Below are 23551 nucleotides of genomic sequence, written 5' to 3' on the forward strand. Positions count from 1 at the left end.
CGGAGGCCATGACCTCGAACGACCCTCCCGCCTCCGCCCCCGGCCGACGCCGCCCGCTGGGCAGAGGCCCGGGCACCGCCGTGCTCCGCGCCGAGCCGCCCGCGGCCGGCGCGGAGCCGGCCGCGGCGCCCTCCGAGCGGCCTGCGGTGCCGGCGCCCCAGGAGGCGACGCCGCCCCGCGAGCCGGCATCCGGACCGGAGACCCTGCCGCCGCCCGGACCCGCACCGCAGCACGCACCCGAGCCGCCGGGCGAGCCGGGCGGCGAGGTTGCGGGCGAGCGCGACGGCACGGTCTTCACCGTGCGGCTGGACAACTTCGAAGGCCCCTTCGACCTGCTGCTCCAGCTGATCTCCAAGCACAAGCTGGACGTCACCGAGGTCGCGCTGTCGAAGGTCACCGACGAGTTCATCGCGCACATCCGCGCCCTGGGACCGGACTGGGACCTGGACCGCACCACCGAGTTCCTCGTCGTGGCCGCCACCTTGCTCGACCTCAAGGCGGCCCGGCTGCTGCCCGCCGCCGAGGTGGAGGACGAGGCCGACCTGGCCCTGCTGGAGGCCCGCGACCTGCTGTTCGCCCGGCTGCTGCAGTACCGGGCGTACAAGCAGGTCGCGGAGATCTTCGAGCAGCGCCTGCAGGACGAGGCCCGTCGCCACCCCCGTACCGTCGGCCTCGAACCCCACCACGCCGAACTGCTGCCCGAGGTCGTCCTCAGCATCGGGCCCGAGGGGTTCGCCCGGCTCGCCGTCAAGGCGATGCAGCCCAAACCCCCGCCGCAGGTGTACGTCGACCACATCCACGCCCCGCTGGTCAGCGTGCAGGAGCAGGCGGCCGTCGTGGTGGCCCGGCTGCGCGAGCTGGGCGAGGCCACCTTCCGCACCCTGGTCGAGGACACCGACGACACCCTCACCGTCGTGGCCCGCTTCCTGGCGCTGCTGGAGCTGTACCGGGAGAAGGCCGTCGCCCTGGAGCAGGAGACGGCGCTGGGCGAGCTGACCGTACGGTGGACCGGCGGCGACGGCGACGGCACACCGGCGGTGACCGACGAGTTCGACCGCCCGGCCGCCCGGCCCGCGGACGGAGCCGGGCACCGGGAGCAGGCCGAGGAGACGACAGCGTGAGCGAGCAGACGCAGATCATCGGGCAGCGCCCCCAGGACCCGCCGGACGATCCCGGCCGCGAGCTGAAGCCCGCCCTGGAGGCGGTGCTCATGGTCGTGGACGAACCCGTGACCGAGGAACGGCTGGCCAAGGCGGTGCAGCGGCCCGTCCGGCAGGTCGCGGACGCGCTGCGCGAACTGGCCGACGAGTACACGGTGCAGCGCCGCGGCTTCGAGCTGCGCCGCATCGCCGGCGGCTGGCGCTTCTACAGCCGCCCCGCCTACGCCGACGCCGTGGAGAACTTCGTGCTCGACGGCCAGCAGGCCCGGCTCACCCAGGCCGCGCTGGAGACCCTCGCCGTGGTCGCCTACCGCCAGCCGGTCAGCCGCAGCCGGGTCTCCGCCGTGCGCGGGGTCAACTGCGACGGCGTGATGCGCACCCTGCTGCAACGCGGTCTGGTCGAGGAGGCGGGCACGGAACCCGAGACAGGTGCGATCCTGTACAGGACGACGAACTACTTCCTGGAGCGGATGGGCCTGCGCGGCCTGGACGAGCTCCCGGATCTCGCGCCCTTCCTGCCGGAGGCGGAGGAGATCGAGGCCGAGACCCAGGAGGGGGTGCCGTCGTTCGACCCGGACGCACCCGATGACGCGCCGGGTCCGCTCCGGGGCACTCCAGGCACCGACGACGACGAAGACGACCAGACGGAACTTTGATGCGAAGCAGCGGCAAGAGCGGCGGGCGCGGAAACTACCGCGGAGCCGGCAACAACAGGGACTACAAGCAGGGGCAAGGCCGCCCCCGCAGGCCCCGCCCCGAGGAGCGCCGCTACGACGTGGGCCCGGGCGCCGCCAAGAGCGGCCCCAAGTCCGGGCGCGGCGGCGCCAAGGGCGGGCAGCAGGGCGCCCAGAAGAACCGGGGCCGCACGGCCCCCGCACGCCCGCGCGAGTACGAGGTGCAGCTCGAGGAACGCAACCGCGCACGGTACGCGGACAAGAAGGACCTCAAGCTGCCCAAGACCTTCCCGGGTGCCGAGCAGGAGGGCGAGCGGCTGCAGAAGGTGCTGGCCCGGGCCGGCTACGGCTCCCGGCGCGCCTGCGAGGAGCTGATCGAGCAGGCGCGGGTCGAGGTCAACGGCGAGATCGTCCTGGAGCAGGGCCGCCGGGTGGACCCGGACAAGGACGAGATCAAGGTCGACGGCCTGACGGTGGCGACGCAGTCGTACCAGTTCTTCGCGCTGAACAAGCCCGCCGGCGTGGTGTCGACCATGGAGGACCCCGAGGGCCGGCAGTGCCTCGGCGACTACGTGACCAACCGCGAGACGCGGCTGTTCCACGTCGGCCGGCTGGACACCGAGACCGAGGGCGTGATCCTGCTCACCAACCACGGCGAGCTGGCGCACCGCCTCACCCACCCCCGGTACGGCGTGCGCAAGACCTACCTCGCGCACATCGTCGGCCCCATCCCGCGCGACCTGGGCAAGCGGCTCAAGGACGGCGTCCAGCTGGACGACGGCTACGCGCGCGCGGACCACTTCCGCGTCGTGGAGCAGACCGGCAAGAACTACCTCGTCGAGGTGACCCTGCACGAGGGCCGCAAGCACATCGTCCGCCGCATGCTCGCCGCCGTGGGCTACCCGGTGGACCGCCTGGTGCGCACCGCCTTCGGCCCGATCACCCTCGGCGACCAGAAGTCCGGCTGGCTGCGCCGCCTGTCCAACACCGAGGTCGGCATGCTGATGAAGGCCGTGGACCTCTAGGTCGCGGCACCTTCGGGCGGCACCCGTGTCACCGCCGCCGGCGCACCCGGGCGGCGGTGACACGGGCCGCGGTTCAGATCAGGTGGACGGTGCCGCCCGACACCGTGATGCGCTTGGTCTCCAGCGGCTGCTGCGCCGGTCCCCGGCTGACCGTGCCGTCCTCGGCGCGGAACGCGCTGCCGTGGCAGGGGCACTCGATGGCGCCGTCGGCCACCCGGTTCACGGTGCAGCCCTGGTGGGTGCAGACCGCGGAGAACGCCTTGAACTCACCGGCCTTCGGCTGGGTGACGACGACTTTCTGCGCGGTGAACACCTTGCCGCCGCCGACGGGGATGTCCGCGGTGCGCCCCAGCTCCTCGCCGGCGGGCGCCGCCTGCCTGTCCGCGGCGGCCGGGGCGGAGGAGGTCGCCGTGGAGCTGCCGCCGTCCGTGTCCGTGCCGCTGCAGCCGGCGACGAGCGCCGCCGCGCCCGTCGCGAGAACCGTGCGCCGGGTCGAACCCTGAGTCATGCCGTCACTCCGTCGGATGCCGGGAGGGGAAGATCGCTCGAGTGGAACGATCAGCATCTTGACACCGAACACGCACAAGACGAAGTAAATCTGAGTGAATCGGACTCTGGTGGCGTCGTCCAGGGCACCGGGCGTCCCCGGGGCCGAGCCCGCCGGGCCCGCAGTGCTCCCGGCGTCCACGGCCCGGTGTCCCGGCAGACGGCCGACGCACGCCCGCCCGTCGGGAGGTGACTAGGCTGGACGCCGACACCCCAGCACGATCAGCGAGGAGCAGCACCGTGGCGGTACGAGCGGTCCGCGGGGCCGTCCAGCTGGAGCGGGACGAAGCCGGTCACATGAGCGAGCGGGTCGGGGCCCTGCTGACCGCCGTACTGGAACGCAACGGCCTGAGCACGGACGACCTGATCAGCATCTGGTTCACCGCCACACCCGACCTGCACAGCGACTTCCCGGCGGCCGCCGCGCGCAGGCTCGGCCTGACGGACGTGCCGCTCATCTGCGCCCAGGAACTGGACGTCGAGGGGGCCATGCCCCGCGTGGTCCGCGTCCTGGCGCATGTGGAGTCCGACAAGCCCCGCTCCGAGATCGCCCACGTCTACCTCGGTGCGGCCGCCGCTCTGCGCAAGGACATCGCCCAGTGAGAACCGCACTCGTCCTCGGCACCGGCCTCATCGGCACCTCCGCCGCCCTGGCCCTGGTGCAGCGCGGGGTGACCGTGCACCTGGCCGACCACGACCCCGAGCAGGCCCGTACCGCCGCCGCGCTGGGCGCCGGGACCGACACGGCGCCCGACGGCCCGGTCGACCTGGCCGTGGTGGCCGTGCCGCCCGCCCACGTGCCCGCCGTGCTCGCCGACGCCATGCGCCGCGAGACGGCCCGCGGCTACATCGACGTCGCCAGCGTCAAGGGCGGCCCGCGCCGCGACCTGGAGGCGCTCGGCCTGGACCTCACCCGTTACCTGGGCACCCACCCCATGTCGGGCCGGGAGAAGTCCGGACCGCTCGCCGCCAGCGCCGACCTGTTCGAGGGCCGCCCCTGGGTGCTCACGCCCACCCGGGACACCGACACCGAGGTCCTCAACCTCGCCCTGGAACTGGTCTCGTTCTGCCGTGCGGTCCCGGTCGTCATGGACGCCGACGCCCACGACCGTGCCGTGGCCCTCGTCTCCCACATGCCGCAGCTGGTCTCCAGCATGGTCGCCGCGCGCCTGGAGCACGCCGAGGAGGCGGCGGTGCGGCTGTGCGGGCAGGGCATCCGGGACGTGACCCGGATCGCCGCCTCCGACCCGCGCATGTGGATCGACATCCTGTCCGCCAACCCCGGGCCGGTCGCCGACCTGCTCTCCGACGTCGCCGCCGACCTGGACGAGGCGGTGCGGGCCCTGCGCGCGCTGAAGTCCTCCGACGAGGCCAAGCGCCGCGAGGGCAGCAGCACCGTCGAGTCGCTGCTGCGGCGGGGCAACGCCGGACGGGTCCGTGTCCCCGGCAAGCACGGCTCCGCGCCGCGCTCCTACGAGGTCGTCGCCGTCCTCATCGACGACCAGCCCGGCCAGCTGGCCCGCATCTTCGCCGACGCGGGGGCGGCCGGGATCAACATCGAGGACGTCCGGATCGAGCACGCCACCGGGCAGCAGGCCGGCCTGGTGCAGCTCATGGTCGAACCGCAGGCCGTTCCCGTGCTCTCGGCCGCCCTGCGGGACCGCGGCTGGGCGCTGCGCCAGTAGACGGCGGCCGGGCGCCGTCCCCCCGGGGTGCCGCGCCCACGGACCGGGACCGCCACCCGTGGGGAGGTGTCCGTGCAACCAGTAACCTTGTGCGGGGCGCCCCACGAGCCGGCGGCCCGCACACCCATCCGTCACCCTTCACCAGGAAGGTGCCCTGCTGTGGACAACGGCGCCGCCCGGACCGCCCAGCCCGTGATCGTCGCCATCGACGGCCCGTCCGGCACGGGCAAGTCGAGCACGTCGAAAGCCGTGGCCGCGCAGCTCGGTCTGCGCTACCTGGACACCGGTGCCCAGTACCGGGCGATCACCTGGTGGATGGTGACCAACGGGATCGACATCGACGACCCCACCGCGATCGCCGCCGTGGCCGGCAAGCCCGAGATCGTCTCCGGCACCGACCCGGCCAACCCGACGATCACCGTGGACGGCGTGGACGTCTCCGGCCCGATCCGCACCCAGGAGGTCACCGACCGGGTCAGCGCCGTCAGCGCGGTCCCCGAGGTGCGGGAGCGGATCACCGAGCTGCAGCGTTCCCTGGCCGCGGCCGCCGAGAACGGCATCGTCGTGGAGGGCCGCGACATCGGCACCACCGTGCTGCCGGACGCCGACCTGAAGATCTTCCTCACCGCCTCCCCGGAGGCCCGCGCCGCCCGCCGCAGCGGCGAGCTGAAGGGCGCCGACCTGCACTCCACCCGCGAGGCCCTGATCAAGCGGGACGCGGCCGACTCCAGCCGCAAGACCTCGCCGCTGGCCAAGGCCGAGGACGCGATCGAGGTGGACACCACCGACCTGACCCTGCCGCAGGTCATCGAGTGCGTCGTCACCCTCGTCGAGGAGAAGCGGGCCGGGAAGTGACCCAGCCGTCTCTTCCGTCGGCGAGGGGCGCCGAGGCCGGGCGACGGCTCGGCGTCGGCGTGATGCACGGGCTGTGGCGGCCCCGGGTGCTCGGCGCCTGGCGCATCCCCGCCTCCGGGCCGCTGATCCTCGCGGTGAACCACACCCACAACATCGACGGCCCCCTGGTCATGGGCGTGGCGCCCCGGCCGGTGCACTTCCTGATCAAGCAGGAGGCGTTCGTCGGCCCGCTGGGCACCTTCCTGACCGGCATCGGCCAGCTGCCGGTGGACCGCTCCCGCCCCGACCGCACCGCCGTGCTGCGCGCCCTGGAGGTGCTGCGGGCCGGCGGGGTGCTGGGCATCTTCCCGGAGGGGACCCGGGGCGACGGCGACTTCGCCTCGCTGCGCGCGGGACTGGCGTACTTCGCGGTGCGCGGTGCCGCGCCGATCGTGCCGGTCGCGGTCCTGGGCAGCGCCGAGCGGAAGGGACGGCTGATCCCGGCACTGCCGCCGCTGCGCTCCCGCATCGACGTCGTCTTCGGCGAGCCCTTCGAGGCGGGGCAGGACGGCACCCGCCGTACGCGCCGGGCGCTGGACGAGGCGACCGAACGCATCCAGAAACGGCTGACCGCCCACCTGGAAAACGCCAGGCGGCTGACCGGGCGGTCGGCGACACTTGAGTAGTGGATCAGCCCGTCGGCCGACGGGCCGCTCCACCGACCACCACGAACGGAACGACGAGGTACGGACTTCATGAACGACCAGAACCAGCCCGGCGACTCGGCTGAGCACGAGTACGACCACGGGGCACTCGGCGACGCCGAGTACGCGGAGTTCATGGAGCTGGCCGCGGAGGAGGGCTTCGACCTCGAGGACGTCGAGGGTGCCATCGAGGCCGCCGGACACGGCCCGCTGCCCGTGCTCGCCGTCGTCGGCCGCCCCAATGTCGGCAAGTCGACCCTGGTGAACCGGATCCTCGGCCGCCGTGAGGCGGTCGTGGAGGACCGGCCGGGCGTCACCCGGGACCGTGTGACCTACGAGGCCGAGTGGTCCGGCCGCCGCTTCAAGGTCGTCGACACCGGCGGCTGGGAGCAGGACGTGCTCGGCATCGACGCGTCCGTGGCCGCGCAGGCCGAGTACGCGATCGACGCCGCCGACGCGGTGGTCTTCGTGGTCGACGCCAAGGTCGGCGCCACCGACACCGACGAGGCCGTGGTCCGGCTGCTGCGCAAGTCCGGCAAGCCGGTGGTGCTGTGCGCCAACAAGGTCGACGGCCCCAGCGGCGAGGCCGACGCGGCCTACCTGTGGAACCTCGGCCTGGGCGAGCCCTACCCGGTCTCGGCGCTGCACGGCCGCGGCACCGGCGACATGCTGGACGCGGTGCTCGAGGTGCTGCCCGAGGCGCCGCGCCAGACCTTCGGCGGGACGTCCCTCGGCGGCCCGCGCCGCGTGGCCCTCATCGGACGCCCGAACGTCGGCAAGTCCTCCCTGCTCAACAAGGTGGCCGGCGAGGAACGCGTCGTCGTCAACGAGCTGGCCGGCACCACCCGTGACCCGGTGGACGAGCTGATCGAACTCGGCGGCAGGACCTGGACGTTCGTGGACACCGCGGGCATCCGCAAGCGGGTCCACCTCCAGCAGGGCGCCGACTACTACGCCTCCCTGCGCACCGCCGCCGCCCTGGAGAAGGCGGAGGTCGCGGTCGTCCTGATCGACGCCTCCGAGTCCATCTCGGTCCAGGACCAGCGGATCATCACCATGGCCGTCGAGGCGGGCCGGGCGCTCGTCATCGCCTACAACAAGTGGGACACCCTCGACGAGGAGCGCCGCTACTACCTGGAGCGGGAGATCGAGGCCGAGCTGGGCCAGGTCTCCTGGGCGCCGCGCGTCAACGTCTCCGCCCGCACCGGCCGTCATGTGGAGAAGCTGGTCCCTGCGCTGGAGACGGCCCTGGCCGGCTGGGAGACCCGCGTCCCCACCGGACGCCTCAACGCCTTCCTCGGCGAGCTGGTCGCGGCCCACCCGCACCCGGTGCGGGGCGGCAAGCAGCCGCGCATCCTGTTCGGCACCCAGGCCGGCACCAAGCCGCCGCGGTTCGTGCTGTTCGCCTCCGGTTTCATCGAGGCCGGCTACCGGCGCTTCATCGAGCGCCGGCTGCGCGAGGAGTTCGGCTTCGAGGGCACGCCCATCCACATCTCGGTACGGGTGCGCGAGCGGCGCGGCAAGAAGAAGTGACGCGGCAAGGCGGCACGAAGAGGTAACGCGGCGGGACGAAGCAACGACGAGCTGCTTGCACGAGGGCGTCCCCCGGATCGGGGGACGCCCTCAGCCGTGGACGGGCCGGCCGTCATGTGCCGCGGCGCGGGCCGGGAGGCAGCGCCGCGGGGGTGGTCCGGTGTCCCGTGTCCTGCCGGGGCAGGGGGCCGACGCGCTGCCACGGGGACTGCTGCCGTCCGCCGTACTGCCGGGTGCCGTAGGACCCGGCGCCGTAGGTGCGGTACCCGTGGGAGCTGGCGCCCTGCGACAGGCTGTTGAACCCGGTGAACCGCAGGTCCTCCTCGCCGGTCCGGTCGCCCGGCAGGGTCCGGTAGGACTTGACGTACTCCGCGTAGAGCGCGTCGTAGATCGGCGTGGCCGAGAAGCCGCCCTGGGAGTCCTGGGCCGGCCGCGCGGACCGGACCGGCGGATAGGACTGGCGGCGGGGAGCGTCATATGCGTGCACGTATGTGCAAACGACCCCGAGGCCGAAGGGATGCGGTTCAGCTTCCGGTTCCGGCCAGCGGCAGCGTCGCCGCGACCAGCCGCCCCTCGGCCGCCGCCTTGTCCATCGCCGCGCGCAGCAGGTCCTCCCGCGGCTGCCGCCCGATGGATCCGACCGGCGCCGCGCACACCACCACCTGCTGGTGCTTGCCGGCGGCGGTCCGCCAGCCGTCGCTGACCGTGAGCGGCTGGTGCGCCTGCCACCAGGCCACCGGCTGCCCGCCGCCCGGATGGGGCATCAGCACGGCGTGCAGCTGTCCCCCGGCCAGCAGCACCGACCAGCCGTGCAGCACCGGCGGCACCGCGTCGAGGTCGCTCACCGGCTGGAAGCCCTGCTCGACGAGAAGGGTCAGGAACTCGTCACCGGGGCCGGTCGTGCCCGGCCGGACGACGGGCGCCGTGGGCTCGACGACCAGGGCCGGGTGGAGTTCCCCGGAGATCAGCACCAGCCCGCTGGTCACGCCGAGCACGGCCTGCTCCGGCACGGGCGGCTGCGCACCGGGCTGCGGGGCGGCCTGCGGGGCGGCGGCCTGCGGGACGGCGGTCTGCGGCGGCACGGGATGCTGCGGGGCCACGGGCTGTGCGGCGGGTGCGTCCTGCGGGGGCACACCGCCCTGGGCGGCGGCGTCCGCGGTGATGGAACGCACCGCGCCCCGCAGCTGCTCCTCGGTGACCTTGACGACCTGGGAAGGCAGGCAGGCGGCGTGGGCGAAGGCCAGAACGGCGGTGTCCTCCCCGACGAACAGGACGGTGCTGGTGGGTTCCTGTTCCACGTCGCCGGGGGTGCGGCAGGAGGTGCAGTCGTAACTGCCCGGGGCGGTCTCTCCGGCGAGCAGCCGGTCGGCCTCTTCGTCGCCGATCTCGGCGCGTACGGCGTCGCTGACGTCGAGCATGCGCGGCACGGGTGGCTCCCTCGGGATGCGGTACATGGCCGGGCCGGGGGGCTCCCGGCCCGGGAACCGGGCGGGCCCCCGGCTCATGCAGAAGACAACGGAGGACCCGTGGCGGGAGTCACGCCTCGCGCCGAACGGATTCGAACCGACCGGCACGCCGGAGCACGCCGGGCGCGCACACGGGCGGCCGGCGTTCAACTGCCTTACCAGGCAAGGGGACGACGGGAGGGAAGGGAGAGACAGGGGGAAGCGGTCCTGCCGGTCGGGCCAGCGGAGGGATGCGGTCCTGCCGGTCGGGCCAGCAGAGGGATGCGGTCCTGCCGGTCGGGACAGCGGAGGGAGACGAAGGGGGGTGGCCGGAACAGGCCGGTTCCCGCGGCCGGTCGCGGGCCGGCCGGCTGTCCGGTGCGCACGGCTTCGCGGCCCTGCGGATCCTGTGGGTTTCCTGTGAGCGCACCGGTTTCCGGTTCCTTCCGGTTCCGGTGTCCGGCGTTCCGGAGAAATGAGGGTGCCCTGTCGTGTTCCCGGCACCGTGACCGCTTCCCCGTCCGAATTCCGCCGTCTTCTTCGAGCCGTCCGCGTGCCCTCAGATGCGCCGCTCACCGTCTTCCCGTGTGCTTTTCCCTTCGTTTTCCGGTGTCCTGCGACCCGCGGGAATTCGCGTCCGGCGGTGACGTTGCGTGTCCTGCCGGGCTTCCCCGGCCCCGGGAGAGGGCCTAGCGTGGCGGTATGGCACCCATACCCACTCCGCCGGCGGAGCCCCAGGACAGTCCCGAACGGTACGTCGGTCTCGAGGCCGGGCAGGCCGAGAGGCTGGCGCGGGAGCGGGGCTGGAGCACGGTCCGCTCGCTGCCGCCGGGCGCGATCATCACCATGGAGTACCGGTTCGGGCGGCTCAATTTCGAGGTCCGTGACGGGCGGGTGGCCCGCGCCTGGAAGGGCTGAGCGCCACCACGGCGACATCGCGACGAAGGGGGCGGACGACCCCACGACGAAGGGGGCGCCGCAGCTGTGCGGCGCCCCCTTCGTCACGCGGCCGTCCGGGCCGGGATGCGGCTCAGGAGCGTGCGGTGGTGGACGTCGTGCCCTGCGACGAGCGGCCCGGGTGCGCGGGCCCGCGGCTGCCGGCGAGCACGGGGCGTCCCGCGCGGCTCGCGGGCGGTCCCGACAGGTACACCGGCGGTCGCGGCGCACGGCCCGCGGCCACCGTCTCGCGGGCCACCGGGGCCTCCTGCGGGGCGGGGGAGCGCGGAGGGAGCACCACGGGGAGGTCGGCGGTCCCGGCCGGCGCCGTCGTCGCGCCACGGCCACGGCGTGCCCGCCAGCGCTCGCGCCAGCGGTCGCGCAGCGCGAGGATCTCCTGCTCGGCCCGGGCGGTCAGCGGCTCGAACCACGGCAGGGCCAGCAGGATGAGCAGACCGGCGGCCCAGCCCAGCAGAACGTCGCTGAGCCAGTGCGTGCCGAGGTAGACGGTGGTCAGGCCCACGCCGAGCGAGGTCACCGCCGATCCGGCCGACAGCCAGCGGCGCGCCCGGGCGGTGGAGGCCAGGTAGGCGAGGATGCCCCAGGTCACCACGGCGTTCGCGGTGTGGCCGCTGGGAAATATGTCGCCGCCCAGGCCCATCTCGTTGGAGCCGATCACGGTGGCGTAGTGCGGGCCGAGACGCCCCATGCCGTACTTCGCGGCGCCCACCGTGACGTTCAGCAGGAGCAGCGCGGTGGCCAGGGTGAGCAGCGGGCGCAGGGTGTGCTGCCGCCAGGAGCGCCAGCCGAGCCAGGCGGCGACCATCACCGCGGTGGGGCCGCGCTGGCCCAGCACCACGTAGTAGTCGAGGAACGCGTGGATCTGCGGCCACTGCTGGTAGGGACGGAAGAACATCACCTGCCAGTCCAGGCGTACCAGCCAGGAGGTGGTCACCACGGCCCAGACGATCGCCAGGTAGAAGGCCAGCGTGGCCGAGAACAGCACGAACCGGTGCCTGCTCATCGTCGGTACGTCGATGTGCGCCGGTCGTTGCGGCTCACGGTCCAGCCTGGCGAACACCCGGTCCAGGCGGGTGAGGGTTCCTTCGGTACGCACGTCCATCGACGTTACAGGGAGTGAGGGGGGCTTCCCGACGCATCACGGGGTTCGTGATGACGATGTGATGTGGGATTGCTCTCAGTGTGTCATTCTTTTGACCATTCGGGAAAGGGTGCGCTCGGGACGCCGAATTTCTCCGGGCGTTCCGGTGTGTTCTTATGCTGCGCTTATGAATACGTGTCCCGGCGCTCGCGGCGGAATTCACCCGGTGTGCACGGCATCCGGCGGGTGGGCTGCGGTCGGCGCCGGGAGCGGAGGCGCGCACGGGTGTTCCCGCGGCTGCTCCCGCGTCATGCTCGCGCGGCTGCTCATGGAGGGCCGGAGCTGTTCAGCCAGAACGCCCCGTACACCGCCGAGGCCAGCGCGCACCCGCCCACCATCCAGGCGGCCCGGCGGGTGCGCAGCCGGGCGAGCGCCGTGGCGAGCGGCAGCAGCAGGGGGAAGGCGGGCAGCAGCAGCCGCGGTTTGGAGCCGAAGTAGCCCGACGCGCACAGCGCCAGCACGGTCAGGACGCCGGAGTAGACGAGCAGGGGGAGCGGCTGCCGCTGCCGCACGCCCATGACGTACAGCCAGATCAGCAGGGCGACACCGGCGGTGAGCCCCAGTCCGGCCAGGGCCCCGGGGGAGGAGGTGAACCTGCCCGCGACGAACCGGGCGAAGGCGTAGCCGCCGTCGAACCCGTTGTGCCAGCCGGCCTGGACGTCGAGGTAGCCGAGCGGACCCCGCCCGGTGCGATGGCCGACCCACAGCGCATAGCCGGCCGCGCCGAGCGGGGCCAGCAGCATGCCGAGGACGCGGGGGAGAACGGAGGGTGCGCCGTCGGCCGTCCCGGGACCGTCGCCGGCCGTCCCGGGACCGTCGCCGAGCGTCCCGGGACCGGTGTCGGACGCAGGCGCCCGGGCGGCCTCGGGCAGGCCGACCGTGGCGCGGGCGTGCGGCCCGTACCGGAGCGACAGCAGGGCCGCCGCCCACACCGCGGCTATCACCGCGGCACCGACCGGCCGGGTCAGCCCCGCCGCCAGCGCCAGCACCCCCGCCGGCGCCCAGCGCTCGGTCAGCACGCAGTACAGCGACCAGGCGGCGAGTGCGGTGAACAGCGATTCGCTGTACGCCATCGACTGCACGATGCCGACCGGGACCACCGCCCACAGCAGCACCGCGCACACCCCGGCCCGCCGCCCGGCCACCCGGTCGACGACGGCGAAGACGCCCCAGGCCGCGGCGAGCGAGGCGCACTGGCTCACCAGGAAGCCCGCGTCCGCGTACGTCAGCGGGCCCAGTGCCGCCCCCAGCCGTTCCAGCAACGGCAGCAGCGGGAAGAAGGCCAGGTCGGAGTGGACGTCGCCGTTGGGGAGCCGCACCTGGTACCCGTAGCCGCCGCCGGCGATCCGGGCGTACCACAGCGCGTCCCAGCGGGCGGTCAGCAGGGTGTACGCGTTCGTGCCGCGCGCGGCGCTCCACACCCACAGGACCAGCAGTCCCAGGGCGCGGACGGCCGCGTACCCCAGCAGCGCCGGGGCGGCGCGGCCCAGGCAGTACCCGGCAGGACCCGCCCACCGCCGGGCGGACGACGCGGCTGTCCGGACACGGCCCGTCGCCGTCGTGCGGGCCGCGGCCGCGCGCGTCTCAAGATCGCTCACAGCCTCGATTATCGACCGGCGCCCGCGCGGCCCGGCGTCCGTGCGCGACGCCGCCCCGCGACGCACGTGAGGTACACCACACGTGTCGGGGCGCGGTGGTGAGAGTTGGGCCACGTGAGGAGGCCGGGGACTCGCGTACGCTGGCGAGCCACTCGCCGTTCCGACACGCGGGCCCCGCCGACGCTGCCGCCCGGCCCGGCCGAAGGGCGCGGCCTCGCGTGCCGCCGGAGCGGCGAGGGCTCATCTGGGAGGTACGTACATGTCCGGGACGACCGCGGCCGCCGTCCGGCCGCGCCGTCTGCAGACCGGAGCGGGTACGAGCCGCTGGGTGGTCCTGGTGGTGCTGTGCGTCAGCCTGCTGCTGGTCGCGGTGGACGCGACCGTGCTGCACGTGGCGGTGCCCGCCGTGACCGAGGACCTCAGGCCCGGCGCCGTGGAGCTGCTCTGGATCGTCGACACCTACCCGCTGGTCTGCGCAGCGCTGCTGATCCTGTTCGGCACGCTGGGCGACCGGGTGGGCCGCAGACGGATCCTGCTGCTCGGCTACGGCCTGTTCGGACTCGCCTCCGCACTGGCGGCCTTCGCGCCGAACGCCGCGACGCTCGTCCTCGCCCGGGCGCTGCTCGGGGCGGGCGGCGCCATGATCATGCCGGCCACGCTGTCGATCCTGCGGCACGTCTTCCCCGACCGGCGCGAGCGGGCGCTGGCGATCGGCGTGTGGAGCGCGGTCGCCGCGGTGGGCGCGGCGATCGGCCCGCTGATCGGCGGACTCCTCCTGGCGCACTTCTGGTGGGGGTCGGTCTTCCTCGTCAACATCCCGTTGATGCTGGTCGTCCTGCCGGCGGGTCGGCTGCTGCTGCCCGAGTCCACCGGCGACCAGGACGGCCCGTGGGACGTGGCCGGCGCGGTGCTGGCCGCCCTCGGACTGTTCGGCGCGGTGCTGGGCGTGAAGCGGCTCGGGGCGGGCGAGGGGGCGTGGAGCGCCCTCACCCTGGGGCCGCTGCTGGCGGGCGTGGCGCTGCTGGTGGTGTTCGCGCGGCGGCAGCGCCGGCAGGCGCATCCGCTGGTGGACGTGGCGATGTTCGCGCGGCCGGCGTTCAGCACCGCGGTGGGCTGCATCGTGCTGGCGATGCTGGCGCTGGTCGGCCTGGAGCTGATCGCGGCGCAGTATCTGCAGCTCGTTCTCGGACTGTCCCCGCTGCGGACCGGGCTGCGGCTGCTGCCGCTGACCGTCGCCGCGATGGTGGCCGGGCTGGCCGGGGCGCGGGTGCTGCGCCGGTTCGGGCCGCGCCGCATGGTGTGCGCCGGGTTCTGCGTCACGGCGCTGGCGGTGCTGCTGCTGACCGGGATGGGCGGGCACGACGACAAGGCCCTGCTGCTGACCGGGTTCGTGCTGCTCGGGCTCGGGCTGGAGACGACGCTGTTCGGGGCGTACGAGTCGATGCTGAACGAGGCGCCGCCGGCGCAGTCGGGCACCGCGGCCGCGGTCGGCGAGACGTCGTACCAGCTGGGCGCGGGCGTGGGCATCGCCTTGCTGGGCACGGTGATGAACGCCGCGTACGCCCCGGCTCTGGCGCGGGTGCCGGGCGTCCCGGCGGCGGCGTCGGAGGCGGCCTCGCACTCCCTCGGGGAGGCCTACGACGTCGCCGGGCGGCTGGGCGGTCCGGCCGGGCACGCCCTGCGGCGGGCGGCCCGCGACTCCTTCGTGCACGGGCTGCACGTGACGCTGCTGGTGAGCGCCTGCCTGCTGATGCTCGGCGCGGTGATGGCGCTGCGGCTGCCGCGCACGATGCACTGCGAGGGCGACCCGGTCGCCCTGCCCGCCCCGCGCGAGGCCGAACGGGCCCGCGTGTCCGCCTGAGCGGCGGCCCGCGCGCCGGACCACCCTGGACGCGGGCCGCACCACGTCGTAACGTCGGCCCCGGAGTCATTAACTAGCGCTGCTAGTTTCACTACCCGGAGGTGTCCATGCCGGCGTCGCCGAAGTCGTCGCTGCCCCCGTTCGACCCCACCGACCCCCTCGGGTTGGACGACCTGCTGGAGCCGGAGGACCTGGCCGTCCGTGACACGGTGCGCGGCTGGGCCGCCGACCGGGTGCTGCCGCACATCGCCGAGTGGTACGAGAAGGGCGAGCTGCCCGGCGTCCGCGAACTCGCCCGCGAGCTGGGCGAGCTGGGCGCCCTCGGGATGTCGCTGAGCGGCTACGGCTGCGCGGGCGCCTCCGCCGTGCAGTACGGGCTGGCCTGCCTGGAGCTGGAGGCGGCCGACTCCGGGATCCGCTCCCTGGTGTCCGTGCAGGGCTCGCTGGCCATGTACGCCATCCACCGCTACGGCAGCGAGGAGCAGAAGCAGCAGTGGCTGCCGCGGATGGCGGCCGGCGAGGTGATCGGCTGCTTCGGGCTGACCGAGCCCGACCACGGCTCCGACCCCGCCTCGATGCGCACCCACGCCAAGCGGGACGGCGGGGACTGGGTGCTCAACGGCCGTAAGATGTGGATCACCAACGGTTCCGTGGCCGGGGTGGCGGTCGTCTGGGCGCAGACCGAGGACGGCATCCGCGGGTTCCTGGTCCCGGCCGGCACCCCCGGCTTCTCCGCCCCCGAGATCAAGCACAAGTGGTCGCTGCGGGCCTCGGTGACCAGCGAACTGGTCCTCGACGACGTCCGGCTGCCCGCGGACGCGGTCCTGCCGGAGGTCACCGGTCTGCGCGGTCCGCTCAGCTGTCTGTCCCACGCCCGCTACGGCATCGTCTGGGGCGCCATGGGCGCGGCCCGCTCCTGCTTCGAGGCCGCGCTCGACTACGCGCGCACGCGCGAGCAGTTCGGCAAGCCCATCGGCGGCTTCCAGCTCACCCAGGGCAAGCTCGCCGACATGGCGGTGGAACTGCACAAGGGGATCCTGCTCGCCCACCATCTGGGGCGGCGGATGGACGCCGGCCGCCTGCGTCCCGAGCAGGTCAGCTTCGGCAAGCTCAACAACGTACGGGAGGCTATCGAGATCTGCCGCACGGCGCGCACCGTTCTGGGCGCCAACGGGATCTCCCTCGAATACCCCGTGATGCGGCACGCGACCAACCTGGAGTCGGTCCTCACCTACGAGGGCACCGTCGAGATGCACCAGCTCGTGCTGGGCAAGGCGCTCACCGGACTCGACGCGTTCCGGTGAGCGGCGGGGCCTCGGACGAGGCCCGAAAGGGCAGGGCCGGTGCGCGGCCCTGCCTCAGCTCTGGTTGAAGAAGCCGTCCGACCGGTGCGCCCCCGGGTCCCCGGTGACGATCTCCGTGTCGGCGGGGGAGAGCAGGAACACCCGGGTCGAGACCCGGTCGATGGAGCCGCGCAGGCCGAAGACCAGGCCGGCGGCGAAGTCGACCACGCGCTTGGCGTCGGCCGGCTCCATCGCGGTGAGGTTCATGATGACCGGCACGCCGTCGCGGAACAGCTCGCCGATGACACGGGCGTCCCGGAAGCTGTCCGGGGTGACGGTGCCGATCCGGCGGCCCTTGTCCTCCGCCGTGTCCGACGCCACCTTCACCCGGGGGTCGGTCACCCAGGCGTCCGCGGACTCGGCCTCCTCGGCGTAGTCGTCGTCGTAGTAGCGCTCGTCTTCGTTGTCGTCGACGAGGCCGAGCCACGCACTTGCCTTGCGTACCGATCCCATGGACGCCTCCTCTCACAGCGGTCATGCATGCGTGCCGCAACCCCTATGGTCATCCATGATGCTGACAGTGCGCCAAGCGCACAGACACCGCGAGGGGGGTTTGTGACGGTACTGGTGCACAACACATCGGCGGCAAGTCCGTGTTCCCCAAGGATGTTGTGACACACCACTGCTGACTGTGAGTGAAATATGATTGTCCCTGGCGCATGGGTGATGGCCGGTGCGTCCGGGTGAACGCCGCGCGCCGGGCGGCGGCACCGCCGCCCACCGTCACGGACGCCCACGGAGGATCATCGTGTTCGGCATCGTCCGGCCCTGCCGTCACCGGCTCGGCCGACACCTCACCGCCGAGTGGACGGCCCACCTGTGCGGGCTGTGCCTGGCCCTGCGCAGCGAACACGGACAGCTCGCCCGGATCGCGACGAACTACGACGGCCTGCTGATATCCGTCCTGACAGAGGCTCAGACCCACCCCGGCCGCACCGGCGGGCGGCAGCGGCGCACCGCCGGACCCTGCCCGCTGCGCGGCATGCGCACCGCCCCCGTCGCCCTCGGCGAAGGCCCCCGGCTCGCCGCCGCCGTCTCCCTGGTGCTCGCCTCCGCCAAGGTGCGCGACCACGTCGCCGACGGCGACGGGCTTCTCTCCCGGCGCCCCGTCGCGCTCGCCGCGCGCAAGGTCGCCGCGAGCTGGAGCCTCGGCGGCGCCCGCACCGGGTCCCGGATCGGCTTCGACACCGCCGTCCTGGTCGACGCCGTGGACCGGCAGACCGGCATCGAGGCGCTCGCCGGACCCGGCACGCCGCTCCTCACCGTCACCGAACCCACCGAGACCGCCACCGCCGCGGCCTTCGCCCACACCGCGCACCTGGCCGGCCGGCCCGGCAACGCCGCGCCGCTCGCCGAGGCCGGACGCCTGTTCGGGCGGCTCGCACACCTGCTGGACGCGGTGGAGGACCGCGAGGCTGACGCCGCCCGCGGCGCCTGGAACCCGCTCACCGCGACCGGCACCACGCTCGCCGAGGCCCGCCGGCTCGCCGACGACGCGGTGCACGGCATCCGGCTCGCCCTGAACGACGTGGAGTTCGGCGACGGCCGGCTCGTCCACCGCCTGCTCGTCCACGAACTGCCGCGCTCGGTGGACCGCGCCTTCGGCACCGACGCGTGCGCCCACACCGCCCCCGCACCGCACGAGCCGCAAGGCGCCTTCGGCCCGCCGCAGACCCCGTACCTCCCCGGACCCGAGGCACCCCACGATCCGCAGGCACCCCAGGGCCCCGGCCGCCCCGGGGAGGGCGACCCGGGCGAGGGGAGACCGCCGCGCCCGCGCGGCCTTGTCACCGGCTGCGCGGCCGCGCTCTGGCTGTGCTGCACCTGTCAGGTGTGCTGTGCCGAGGAGTTCGAAGGACCGTGGTCGCGGAAGAAACGCGAAGGCTGCTGCCACAACGAGTGGTGCGACGCCTGCTGCGACTGCGGTGACCGCTGCGCTCAGTGCGTCGAGAGCTGCAAGAACTGCTGCGACTGCGGCAAGTGCTGCTGCAACTGCTGCGACGGCGACTGTTAGTTCCGCCCGTCGGTCCTGTTCTTCAGCTCCGGCGGCGAGATCCGCGACTGCTCGATCGCCGAGGCCGTCGTGCCCCACTTGGCGAGGATCCTGTCGTAGGTGCCGTCGGCGATCAGCCGGTTGACCGCGGCCTGGAAGGCCGGGGCCAGCTTCGTGCCCTTCTTGAAGGCGAAGCCCACGTCCAGGCGCTGGTACTCGTTGAGGAACTTCAGCCCCGGCTGGTGGGCGACCGCGTACCGCAGGCCGTTGATGGTGGACATCACCACGTCGCTGCGGCCCTGCTGGAGCGAGGACCACAGGGCTCCGGTCTCGCTGTAGGTCTGCACGCGGTACGCCTTCTTCCCGGCGTCGGTGCACCGGTGCTCGTTCTTGCGCAGGGTGGCCTCGAAGGTGGTCCCGGCGCCGGTGGCCACGGTCAGGCCGCACAGCTGCGTCAGGTCGGTGATCCGGCCGAGCGTGCTGTCCTTGCGGGCGGCGAAACCCTGGCCGTCGTTGATGTAGGTGACGAAGTCGATGGTCTTGCGCCGCTCGTCGGTCACGCCGAAGTTGCCGACGCCGACGTCGTACTTGCCGCTGTCGAGGGCCGGCAGGATCGCCTCGAAACCGGCCTGGCGGACGTGCAGGCGCAGGCCGAGCACCTTGGCCACGGCGTCGGTGAAGTCGACGTCCTGGCCGGCGAGGGTCTTGCCGTCGGACAGATAGGACGTGCCGGGCGGGATGCCGCCGACGGAGTAGGCCACGGTCAGGCTGGTCACGCCGGGCGGCAGCAGCCGGGCGGCGGCCGGATCCTTCGGCACGCCGGAGACGACGTCGGCGGTCGGGAGCTGCTCGGCAGCCCCGGCGGCGACGGCGGAGGGCGTGGCGCCCGCCCCCGAGCCGCACGCGGTGAGCACCAGCGCGGCGCAGCCGGTCAGGGCGGGCAGAAGGACGTGCCGTCGGACGGTGCGGATGGGCGTACGCATGGGGCGCGGTCTCCAGGAAGGACAAGGACGCGGCGAGGCGTCAGGAGCACAGGTCGGACGACAGGGGTGTGCGAGGGGTCGGCGCACCGGTGCCAGGGCCCTGTGGCGAGGGGAGGGGACGAGCGTGTGAAGGCACGGTGGTGCAACAGGAAGGGCCCGGGACGGCGCGCGGTGGGAACACCGGAAGGGCGCCCGCGGTCACGGGCGCGCAGTGGGATGGCTCAACAGGAGGAGGACCACACTCGACCGAAGTCGATGTGGGAGCGCGTGATCAACCACTGCTGCGGATGCATGGGCCAAGTGGAACAGGCATCCCCTTCTCCGTCAACTGCCTCGGGACCTACTGCTCACATCCTGGACGCTCTTGACAGCGGACGTGAGACGCGCCCTACCCTTCAAGGGCGGTCCTGCTGAGGGGCTGGGCCGTGCTCGGCCGCCGCGGCGCACCGTCCGCGCGGCTTTCTCGTGTGAAGGCACATCCACCCGTGTCCGTCCGGCACATCACGGAGCCTTCACATGTCCATCGGCACCGCTGTCACCGAAGCCACCGCCCCACCCGAACCCGAACCGGCCGAGGCCCTGCGCATCGTGCCGCAGCGCCGGCTGGGGCAGTGGACCGCCGCCGCCGTGGTCCTCGTCCTGCTCGCGCTCGCCCTGACCTCCGTCGTGCGCAACAAGGCGTTCCAGTGGGACGTCGTCGCCGAGTACTTCACCTCCGCGTCGGTGCTGCGCGGGCTGTGGCTCACGCTGTGGCTGACCGCCGTGGTGATGGCCCTCGGCTTCGCGCTCGGCACCCTGCTCGCCGTCCTCCGGCTCTCGGGCAACCCCGTGCTGCGCGCCGTGAGCTGGGGATACGTCTGGCTGTTCCGGTCCATACCGATCCTGGTGCAGCTGCTGCTGTGGTTCAACATCGGGGCGCTGTACCCGCGCGTCCTCGGGGTGAAGACCGTCGACCTGTTCGGCCCGGTCACCGTCGCGATCGTCGGCCTCACCCTGCACGAGGCCGCCTACGCCGCCGAGGTGGTGCGCGGCGGCATCCTGTCCGTGGACCGCGGCCAGATCGAGGCCGCCCAGGCTCTCGGCCTGAGCCGCCTGCGGCGCTGGCGGCGGATCGTCCTGCCGCAGGCCATGCGCTCCATCGTGCCGCCCGCCGGCAACATGCTGATCGGCACCCTGAAGGGCACCTCGATCGTCAGCGTCATCGCCGTGCAGGACCTGCTGTACTCGGCGCAGCTGATCTACCACCAGACCTACCAGGTCATCCCGCTGCTGATGGTGGCCACCATCTGGTACACCGTGGTCACCTCCGTGCTCGGCGTCGCCCAGTACTACGTGGAGAAGCACTACGCGCGCGGCTCGGAGCGCACCCGGTGAGGCCCTCGCTCGTCATCGTCGGCGCCGGGCCGCGCGGAACCGGCCTGCTCGAGCGCATCGCCGCCAACGCCCCCGAGCTGTACGCCGGTTGGGGGCTCGACATCCACCTGGTCGACCCGTATCCGCCCGGCTCCGGACGCATCTGGCGGGACGCGCAGTCCCCGTTGCTGTGGATGAACTCGCACGCCGAGGACGTCACCATGTTCACCGACGACACCGTGGACATGGCAGGACCGGTGCGCGAGGGACCCACCCTGCACGAGTGGGCGGGCCTGCCCGGCCGCACCTTCGCCGACCGCCGTCTCCAGGGCGCCTATCTGCGCTGGGTCCACGACCAGTCGGTGGCCGCGCTGCCCGCCGGCGTCACCGTGCACCACCATCCGCGGCGCGCCCTGCGCGTCACCGGACCGCGTGACGGCCGCCAGCAGGTGTGGCTCGAGGGCCGCTCGCGCCCGCTGCTCGCCGACCTCGTGGTCCTCACTCTCGGCCACCTCGACGCCGAACCCGACTCCGAGCAGGCGGCACTGGCCGAGTACGCCCGCACCCACGGCCTGGTCCACCTGCCGCCCGACTTCACCGCCGACAGCGACCTGTCCGCGCTGAAGGCCGGTGAGAGCGTCCTCGTCCGCGGCTTCGGGCTGGCCTTCGTCGACCTGATGGTGCTGCTCACCGAGGGCCGCGGCGGCCGGTACGACGGCGACACCTACGTGCCCTCCGGACACGAGCCGGTGCTGTACGTCGGATCGCGCCGCGGCGTGCCCTATCACTGCAAGATCGGGTACGAACTCACCGGTGAACGCCCGCCGCTGCCGCGCTTCTTCGGCCCCGCCGAGACCGAGGCGCTGCTCGCCCGCCCCGGCGGCTTCGACTTCCGGCGCGACGTGTGGCCGCCGGTGGCGAAGGAACTCGGATTCGCCCACTACCACCGGCTGTTCACCGCCCACCCCGAGCGGACGGCCATGGCCTGGGCGGAGTTCGAGCAGCGGTACGCCGACGCCGGTGAGGCCGAGCGCGCCGCTCTGGTCGCCGCCGCCGTGCCCGACCCCGCCGACCGGCTCGACCTGGCCGCTTGGGACCGGCCCCTGGACGGGGTGCACTGCGCCTCGCCCGAGGAGTTCCAGCAGCTGCTGCGCGGACACATCGAGGCCGACCTCGCCCGCCGGCACGACCCCGCGCACAGCCCCGACCTGGCCGTCTTCCTCGCGCTGCTGTCCGTCTACGGGCAGCTGGTCCGGCTCGGCGACATCGGCCCCTGGTGGCACGGATTCTTCAGTTTCCTCGCCTCCGGTCCGCCCGGCCCCCGGCTGCGGCAGATGCTCGCCCTGTCCCGGGCCGGCCTGCTCCGTTTCGTCGGTGCGGACATGACGGTCACCGCCGCCGACGGCGTCTTCCGGGCGTCGAGTCCCACCGTCCCCGGCCACACGGTCGAGGCCCGCGCCCTGGTCGAGGCCCGCCTGCCCGCCCCCACCGTCCGGCGCACCCGCGACCCGCTGCTGCGCGAGCTGCACGACGAGGGCGCCGCCGAGACCCCCGACGGGCTGCTGCGGGTGGATGCGGCCGACGGCCGTGTCCTGGACCGGGCCGGGCGGCCGCACCCGCGCCGGTTCGCGCTCGGGCCGTTCACCGACGGCCGCACCCCGGGCGCGTTCACCCGGCCGCGCACCGGCGGCGCCGCCTTCCGGCAGAACGACGCCACCGCGCGGGCCGTGCTGACCTTCCTGCATGCGCTCGCCGCCCGCGTGGCCGCGTGACGCCCGGCACCCCTCCCGGCCCGGCCCGCCCGCACGGCCGGTCCCCTGCCTCACGTCTCTTCCCACCCGCTGAAGGAATCCCGCGATGAGCGTCATGGTCGACATCAGGTCCGTCCACAAGAGCTTCGGCTCGCAGCAGGTCCTCAAGGGCATCGACCTGCAGGTCCGCAGCGGCCAGGTCACCGTGGTCCTCGGCCCCTCCGGGTCCGGCAAGTCCACGCTGCTGCGCACCATCAACCACCTGGAGAAGGTCGACCGGGGTGCCATCCACGTCGACGGCACCCTCGTCGGCTACCGGCGGTCCGGCGACCGGCTGCGCGAACTGCCCGAACGGGAGGTGCTCAAGCAGCGCACCCGCATCGGTTTCGTCTTCCAGAACTTCCATCTCTTCCCGCACCTGACCGTGCTGGAGAACATCGTCGAGGCACCCGTCTCCGTGCAGAAACGGCCCCGCGCCGAGGCCGAGGCGGCCGCACGGCGCCTGCTGGAACGGGTCGGGCTGGCCGACAAGGCCGACGCCTACCCGCGCCGGCTGTCCGGCGGCCAGCAGCAGCGGGTGGCCATCGCCCGCGCGCTGGCCCTGGAACCCCGGCTGCTGCTGTTCGACGAGCCCACCTCCGCGCTCGACCCCGAACTGGTCGGCGAGGTCCTCGACGTCATCAAGGACCTGGCGCGGCAGGGCACCACGATGATCGTCGTCACCCATGAGATCGGCTTCGCCCGTGAGGTGGCCGACACCGTGGTGTTCATGGACGACGGACGGATCATCGAACAGGGCCCGCCGAGCGAGGTCCTCGACCGGCCGCGGCACGAGCGGACCCGGGCGTTCCTGTCGAAGGTGCTGTGACCCGTGCCGCACAGGAACCGGTCCGTCGCACCGCGGCCGGCCGCCGCGGCCGAGGCACACCACAGGCCGCCCGTACCTGCGCACGGAGCATGCCGCA

22 protein-coding genes are annotated in these 23551 nt (G+C 73.4%); 15 read left to right on the forward strand and 7 right to left on the reverse strand.

Features of this window, described 5'->3' with window-relative positions:
* Nucleotides 1-8: 8 nt before the first annotated feature.
* The 3 genes from OG899_RS21290 to OG899_RS21300 are packed head-to-tail and all read left to right on the forward strand — an operon-like array spanning nt 9 to nt 2859.
* Complete coding sequence (locus tag OG899_RS21290; RefSeq protein WP_406311118.1) at nt 9-1121, forward strand: segregation and condensation protein A; 1113 nt, start codon at nt 9-11, stop codon at nt 1119-1121.
* A gap of 14 nt (nt 1122-1135) precedes the next feature.
* Nucleotides 1136-1816: an SMC-Scp complex subunit ScpB gene (gene scpB / locus OG899_RS21295; protein WP_125498718.1), complete on the forward strand. Its 681-nt coding sequence runs from the start codon at nt 1136-1138 to the stop codon at nt 1814-1816.
* Nucleotides 1816-2859, forward strand: a complete 1044-nt coding sequence (locus tag OG899_RS21300; RefSeq protein WP_189427719.1) for a pseudouridine synthase — start codon at nt 1816-1818, stop codon at nt 2857-2859. The genes scpB and OG899_RS21300 overlap by 1 nt, the downstream gene beginning before the upstream one ends.
* Before the next feature lie 73 nt (nt 2860-2932).
* Here OG899_RS21300 and OG899_RS21305 read toward each other — a convergent pair whose 3' ends face one another.
* On the reverse strand, nt 2933-3367 hold the full coding sequence (locus tag OG899_RS21305) for a Rieske (2Fe-2S) protein (protein WP_125498688.1): 435 nt from the start codon (nt 3365-3367) through the stop codon (nt 2933-2935).
* A 278-nt stretch (nt 3368-3645) separates the two neighbouring features.
* Between OG899_RS21305 and aroH the strand changes: the two genes are divergently transcribed.
* The 5 genes from aroH (at nt 3646) to der (ending at nt 8161) form a co-directional block, all read left to right on the forward strand.
* Nucleotides 3646-4008, forward strand: a complete 363-nt coding sequence (gene aroH / locus OG899_RS21310; protein WP_125498690.1) for a chorismate mutase — start codon at nt 3646-3648, stop codon at nt 4006-4008.
* Entirely contained in the window at nt 4005-5090 is a 1086-nt protein-coding gene (locus OG899_RS21315; protein WP_406311119.1) for a prephenate dehydrogenase, read from the forward strand. Before aroH ends, OG899_RS21315 begins: the two co-directional genes overlap by 4 nt.
* 159 nt (nt 5091-5249) lie before the next feature.
* Nucleotides 5250-5945 (forward strand): (d)CMP kinase, encoded by a 696-nt coding sequence (cmk, locus tag OG899_RS21320; protein WP_125498693.1) that lies wholly within the window; start codon nt 5250-5252, stop codon nt 5943-5945.
* A gap of 62 nt (nt 5946-6007) precedes the next feature.
* Nucleotides 6008-6610 carry a 1-acyl-sn-glycerol-3-phosphate acyltransferase gene (locus OG899_RS21325; protein ID WP_125498721.1) on the forward strand — a complete coding sequence of 201 codons (603 nt, stop codon included), beginning with the start codon at nt 6008-6010 and terminating at the stop codon, nt 6608-6610.
* A gap of 69 nt (nt 6611-6679) precedes the next feature.
* Nucleotides 6680-8161: a ribosome biogenesis GTPase Der gene (gene der / locus OG899_RS21330; protein ID WP_125498695.1), complete on the forward strand. Its 1482-nt coding sequence runs from the start codon at nt 6680-6682 to the stop codon at nt 8159-8161.
* Nucleotides 8162-8273: 112 nt separating this feature from the next.
* On the opposite strand, the gene OG899_RS21335 is transcribed toward der, so the two are convergent.
* Complete coding sequence (locus tag OG899_RS21335; RefSeq protein WP_125498696.1) at nt 8274-8648, reverse strand: hypothetical protein; 375 nt, start codon at nt 8646-8648, stop codon at nt 8274-8276.
* A gap of 37 nt (nt 8649-8685) precedes the next feature.
* A complete protein-coding gene (locus OG899_RS21340) occupies nt 8686-9588 on the reverse strand; it encodes a hypothetical protein (RefSeq protein ID WP_125498698.1) in 903 nt (300 codons plus the stop codon).
* Nucleotides 9589-10308: 720 nt separating this feature from the next.
* Between OG899_RS21340 and OG899_RS21345 the strand changes: the two genes are divergently transcribed.
* A complete protein-coding gene (locus tag OG899_RS21345; protein WP_125498700.1) occupies nt 10309-10524 on the forward strand; it encodes an I78 family peptidase inhibitor in 216 nt (71 codons plus the stop codon).
* Nucleotides 10525-10636: 112 nt separating this feature from the next.
* Here the strand turns inward: OG899_RS21345 and OG899_RS21350 are convergent, their stop codons facing one another.
* Together OG899_RS21350 and OG899_RS21355 are read right to left on the reverse strand one after the other, a co-directional pair.
* Nucleotides 10637-11659, reverse strand: a complete 1023-nt coding sequence (locus tag OG899_RS21350) for a phosphatase PAP2 family protein (protein WP_125498701.1) — start codon at nt 11657-11659, stop codon at nt 10637-10639.
* Between the two features lie 311 nt (nt 11660-11970).
* A complete protein-coding gene (locus OG899_RS21355; protein ID WP_373296684.1) occupies nt 11971-13302 on the reverse strand; it encodes a hypothetical protein in 1332 nt (443 codons plus the stop codon).
* Between the two features lie 259 nt (nt 13303-13561).
* Here OG899_RS21355 and OG899_RS21360 point away from each other — a divergent pair, with 259 nt between their 5' ends.
* Complete coding sequence (locus OG899_RS21360) at nt 13562-15163, forward strand: MFS transporter (RefSeq protein ID WP_125498702.1); 1602 nt, start codon at nt 13562-13564, stop codon at nt 15161-15163.
* 107 nt (nt 15164-15270) lie between these two features.
* Nucleotides 15271-16467 carry an acyl-CoA dehydrogenase family protein gene (locus OG899_RS21365; RefSeq protein WP_125498704.1) on the forward strand — a complete coding sequence of 399 codons (1197 nt, stop codon included), beginning with the start codon at nt 15271-15273 and terminating at the stop codon, nt 16465-16467.
* 54 nt (nt 16468-16521) lie between these two features.
* On the opposite strand, the gene OG899_RS21370 is transcribed toward OG899_RS21365, so the two are convergent.
* Nucleotides 16522-16959 carry a cell division protein SepF gene (locus tag OG899_RS21370; RefSeq protein WP_125498706.1) on the reverse strand — a complete coding sequence of 146 codons (438 nt, stop codon included), beginning with the start codon at nt 16957-16959 and terminating at the stop codon, nt 16522-16524.
* A 295-nt stretch (nt 16960-17254) separates the two neighbouring features.
* Between OG899_RS21370 and OG899_RS21375 the strand changes: the two genes are divergently transcribed.
* Nucleotides 17255-18520, forward strand: a complete 1266-nt coding sequence (locus tag OG899_RS21375; protein ID WP_125498707.1) for a DUF5685 family protein — start codon at nt 17255-17257, stop codon at nt 18518-18520.
* Here OG899_RS21375 and OG899_RS21380 read toward each other — a convergent pair.
* Nucleotides 18517-19482: an ABC transporter substrate-binding protein gene (locus tag OG899_RS21380; RefSeq protein ID WP_125498708.1), complete on the reverse strand. Its 966-nt coding sequence runs from the start codon at nt 19480-19482 to the stop codon at nt 18517-18519. The two genes, OG899_RS21375 and OG899_RS21380, sit on opposite strands and share 4 nt — an antisense overlap.
* A gap of 516 nt (nt 19483-19998) precedes the next feature.
* Here OG899_RS21380 and OG899_RS21385 point away from each other — a divergent pair.
* The 3 genes from OG899_RS21385 (at nt 19999) to OG899_RS21395 (ending at nt 23454) form a co-directional block, all read left to right on the forward strand.
* Nucleotides 19999-20856, forward strand: a complete 858-nt coding sequence (locus OG899_RS21385) for an amino acid ABC transporter permease (protein ID WP_168130777.1) — start codon at nt 19999-20001, stop codon at nt 20854-20856.
* Nucleotides 20853-22607, forward strand: a complete 1755-nt coding sequence (locus OG899_RS21390; protein WP_168130776.1) for an FAD/NAD(P)-binding domain-containing protein — start codon at nt 20853-20855, stop codon at nt 22605-22607. Before OG899_RS21385 ends, OG899_RS21390 begins: the two co-directional genes overlap by 4 nt.
* Nucleotides 22608-22692: 85 nt before the next feature.
* Nucleotides 22693-23454 (forward strand): amino acid ABC transporter ATP-binding protein, encoded by a 762-nt coding sequence (locus OG899_RS21395; protein WP_125498713.1) that lies wholly within the window; start codon nt 22693-22695, stop codon nt 23452-23454.
* Nucleotides 23455-23551: the final 97 nt, after the last annotated feature.

It is taken from the genome of Streptomyces thermoviolaceus (genome assembly GCF_045209695.1).
GTDB lineage: Bacteria > Actinomycetota > Actinomycetes > Streptomycetales > Streptomycetaceae > Streptomyces > Streptomyces thermoviolaceus.